Below are 3,854 nucleotides of genomic sequence, written 5' to 3' on the forward strand. Positions count from 1 at the left end.
GATCTAATCCTTTCACACTCCTCTTGTGCCCTACACTCGGCTGTCCCGATCTGGTGTCGCTGATGCCGGGTCCGGCCGAGCGGGAGGACGCGTAGCCCGAGCCGGCGGGCCGATCGGCACGCCCCCCCACGAAGCGGCGCGGCCTGTGCGTCCCCGGGCCGGTCGCATCACTCGGTCGCGTCACTCGGACGGGTCACTCGGGGGCGGTTCAAGGGGCGGGCAAGTTCTGTCCAGCGCGCGATTCCGGCTGGTCGGGCTGGGAAGGTGACCAGCGGGTCCGGGCCGCCGATGCCGCCCGGCGCCTGCGGGTCCGGGCCGGTGCCGCCGCCCGGGAGCCCTTCTCGTGTCGCGCGATCGGAAGGCCGTCAATGTCGATTCTGGCTTACCCGCACCAGTTGCCGGTGCGGCTCGCTACCGGGATGTTCATCCTGAACTCCGGGCTGGGGAAGGTCCGCGACACCGAGGCGATGGCGGGGGCCATCCACGGCACCGCCGCGACCGCCTACCCGTTCCTGAAGGAGTGGGAGCCGCAGAAGTTCACCCGCGTGGTCGGCAACGCCGAGATCGCGGTCGGCACGATGCTGCTGATCCCGTTCGTCCCGTCGCTGGTGGCCGGGGCGGCGCTGACCGGCTTCTCCGCCGGGCTGGTCGGCCTCTACCTGAAACTGCCGGGAACGCGCGTGGAGGGGAGCCTGGCCCCGACGCAGGAGGGCCTCCCGCTGGCGAAGGACACCTGGATGCTCGGCATCGGGCTCAGCATGATCATGGAGGCGCTCGCGGGGAAGAAGCGGCACGCCGGCAAGAAGTGCCGCACCGGGATGAAGGGCCGCAAGAGCCGCAAGGGCCGCTGATCCCGGCCGGAGCCGGGACGGACGGCGACTAGGGTCGGCGTCCATGGAACTGCGGCAGCTTCGGTACTTCGTGGCGGTGGCCGAGGAGGCGAGCTTCACGCGCGCGGCCGAGCGGATGCATGTCGCGCAGCCGGGGATCAGCGCCCAGGTCAAGCAGCTGGAACGCGAGTTCGGCCAGGACCTCTTCGACCGGTCGGGACGTGCGGTCCGGCTGACCGAGGCGGGCGAGGCGGTGCTGCCCTACGCGCGGGCGGCGCTGTGGGCGGCGGACGGCGCCCGGCTCGCCGTGGACGAGCTGACCGGGCTGATCCGCGGCCGCGTCGCGGTCGGGACCGTGACGTCCATGCCGTCCGGCCTGGTGCCGGACCTGCTGGCCGGGCTGCACCGCGACCATCCCGGCGTGGAGATCACCCTGACCGAGGGCACGTCGGCCGACTTCCTCCGCGCGCTGCTGGACGGCCGGCTCGACCTGGCGTTCGTCGGCCTCGCGGACGAGCCGCCGCCCGGCGTCGCCGTCCAGACGTACGTGGACGAGCGGCTGGTGGTGGTGGTCGCGCCGGACGACGCGCTGGCGGGCCGGACCGCCGTCCGGCTGCCGGAGCTGCGGGACCGGCGGCTCATGAGCCTGCCGCGCGGCACCGGGATCCGGGCGATCGTCGAGGCGGGGTGCGTGGCGGCGGGGTTCGAGCCGACCGTGGCGTTCGAGGCCGCCGACCCGCTGGTGCTGCTGGAGCTGGTCACGCGCGGGCTCGGTGTCGCGATCGTCCCGGAGTCGCTGGCGCGGGCGCATCCGGAGCTCGTCCACCCGGTCACGATCGACGGTCCTGAGCTGCGCGGACGGGTGGTGCTGGCCTGGCGTGCGGAGGGGCCGATGAGCCCCGCCGCCCGCGAACTCCTGAAACGCGCCCGCGCCGCGCTCTGACTCCCGCGCGAGCGCGTCCCCTGTGGACGGGGCGGGGCTGATGGGCCCCCGCCCCGCCTGTGCCCTCGGCTGTCTCCCCGTGTCCGGGCGGGGTCACGCGGCCGCGGGGACCCTGTCGAGGAAGCCGTGGACCTTGGCGATCCGGCCGTCCGCGTCGAGCACCGCGACGTCGAACCCGGCGACCGGGGCCTCGCCGCCCTCCGGGCCGAGCTCCCAGGTGAAGCGGACGATGTCGTGGTGCGCGTCGACCGGTCCGGCCAGCCGGAACACCAGGCCGGGGAACTGCTGCTGCGCGCCGGCGATGAGGGCGTCGATGGCGTCCCGGCCCTCGACGGACGCGAGCGGGTCGGTGTAGGCGGCGCCCTCGGCGAAGATCTCGTCGATCGCGGCGCGGCGGGCGGCGGCGTCGGTCTCGTTCCAGGTGGCCATGTAGCGCTCGACCTGCTGCTGCACGTTGTTCATGATCTTCCTTTCCTGCCGGGGCCGTCCCGACGCGTCCAACGATGCCGGGGTTCGCGAGGAAGATCGATTACCTCCGGGGTCATGACGTCAGGTGGAATCGTCCCGGATAGGGTCGGCCGTCCGGCCGGTCGGCGAGGAGGTGCGCGTGAGCGCGGGAACGATGACCATGGCGGACGCGCGGGCCTGGGGACGTCCGGCGGGACGGCGGCGGCGCGCGGGCGCGACGTGGCCGGGCGGCGGCGCGACCGCGTCCGTCGGGCTGGGCGTGCTCGGCGCGCTGTTCTTCTCCTCGTCGTTCATCGCGAACCGGCTGATCGCGGTCGGCGGCGGCGCGTGGGAGTGGACGGCCTCGCTGCGTTTCCTCTACTCGCTGCCGATCTTCCTGGCGATCGTCGCCGTGCGCGGCGCTCGGACCACCCCGGCGGACGGCGCGCCGCTCGCGAACGGCGCTGCCGGCTCCGGGCTGGGGCCGGTCTTCGGCGCGCTGCGGGCCGCCCCGGGCCGCTGGGCGCTGTGGAGCACCGTCTGCTTCGGCCTGTTCTACGCGCCGCTGTGCTTCGCGGCGACGACCTCGCCCGGCTGGATGGTCGCGGCGACGTGGCAGGTCACGATCGTCTGCGGGGTCGTCCTCGCACCGCTGCTGTACGGACGCGGCGACGAGCGCGGTCGGGTGCCGGCGCGCGGGCTGGCGCTGTCCGGGCTGATCCTCGCCGGGGTGTTCCTGACCCAGCTCGGCGGCGGGCAGTCCGCGCTGACCTGGAAGGCGGCGCTAGGCGTCGGGGCCGTGCTGTTCGGCGCCGTCGCCTACCCGGTCGGCAACCGGCGCGCGATGGAGCTCGCCGGGGACGGCCTGGACACCTTCCAGCGGCTCGCCGCGATGTCCCTGGCCAGCCTGCCGTTCTGGCTGCTCATCGCGGTGATCGGCGGCGTCCGCGCGGGGCTGCCGACCGGCAGCCAGCTCGTCGCCACGGGGGTCGTCGCGGTCTTCTCCGGGGTGATCGCCACCTCCCTCTTCTTCGCCGCCACCCACCGCGAGCGGTCCCACCCGATGCGGCTCGCCGCCGTGGAGGCCACCCAGGCGGCGGAGGTCGTCTTCGTGGCGCTGCTGGAGCCGGTCATCCTGCGCTCGTCCGCGCCCGGCGCGGTCGGCTGGGGCGGTATCGTCGCCATCACGATCGGCGTGATCCTCTACGCTCTGGCCGGGAAGCGCTGACGTCGGCGTCCACCGGCCGCGCCGCGCGAACCGCCGTGATGTTGATGTCGGTTTTCCGCTAGTGAAAGCCTCGGTCCTCGGTGATGCTGGAGACATGCATGAGGACACGGAACGGTGTGTACGGGCCGTCCAGGCGAAGGACGCCCGGTTCGACGGGTGGTTCTTCACCGGGGTCGTGACAACGGGGATCTACTGCCGTCCGAGCTGTCCGGCCGTCCCGCCGAAGCCGGCGAACATGCGCTTCTACCCGAGTTCGGCGGCCGCCCAGCAGGCCGGTTTCCGGGCCTGCAAGCGGTGCCGTCCGGACACCAGCCCCGGCTCGCCGGAGTGGAACCACCGCGCCGACGTCGTCGCCCGCGCGATGCGCCTGGTCGCGGACGGTGTGGTCGACCGCGAGGGCGTGCCC

Annotated in this window: 5 protein-coding genes; 4 read left to right on the top strand and 1 reads right to left on the bottom strand. The window is 73.8% G+C overall.

Annotated features, from left to right (window positions below):
- Positions 1-368 precede the first annotated feature (368 nt).
- Both AB0J52_RS31400 and AB0J52_RS31405 read left to right on the top strand, forming a co-directional pair.
- Positions 369-851: a hypothetical protein gene (locus AB0J52_RS31400; RefSeq protein WP_500186384.1), complete on the top strand. Its 483-nt coding sequence runs from the start codon at positions 369-371 to the stop codon at positions 849-851.
- Between the two features lie 43 nt (positions 852-894).
- Positions 895-1,773: a LysR family transcriptional regulator gene (locus AB0J52_RS31405; protein ID WP_500186386.1), complete on the top strand. Its 879-nt coding sequence runs from the start codon at positions 895-897 to the stop codon at positions 1,771-1,773.
- Between the two features lie 93 nt (positions 1,774-1,866).
- Here the strand turns inward: AB0J52_RS31405 and AB0J52_RS31410 are convergent, their stop codons facing one another.
- Positions 1,867-2,235 (bottom strand): nuclear transport factor 2 family protein, encoded by a 369-nt coding sequence (locus AB0J52_RS31410; protein ID WP_500186387.1) that lies wholly within the window; start codon positions 2,233-2,235, stop codon positions 1,867-1,869.
- Between the two features lie 145 nt (positions 2,236-2,380).
- On the opposite strand from AB0J52_RS31410, the gene AB0J52_RS31415 reads away from it, so the two are divergent.
- Positions 2,381-3,448, top strand: a complete 1,068-nt coding sequence (locus AB0J52_RS31415) for a DMT family transporter (RefSeq protein ID WP_500186389.1) — start codon at positions 2,381-2,383, stop codon at positions 3,446-3,448.
- A 94-nt stretch (positions 3,449-3,542) separates the two neighbouring features.
- Positions 3,543-3,854, top strand: a 312-nt coding sequence (locus AB0J52_RS31420; protein WP_500186391.1) for an Ada metal-binding domain-containing protein, incomplete at its 3' end; no start/stop codon positions are given.

The organism is Spirillospora sp. NPDC049652, assembly GCF_040675125.1.
Taxonomy (GTDB): domain Bacteria; phylum Actinomycetota; class Actinomycetes; order Streptosporangiales; family Streptosporangiaceae; genus Spirillospora.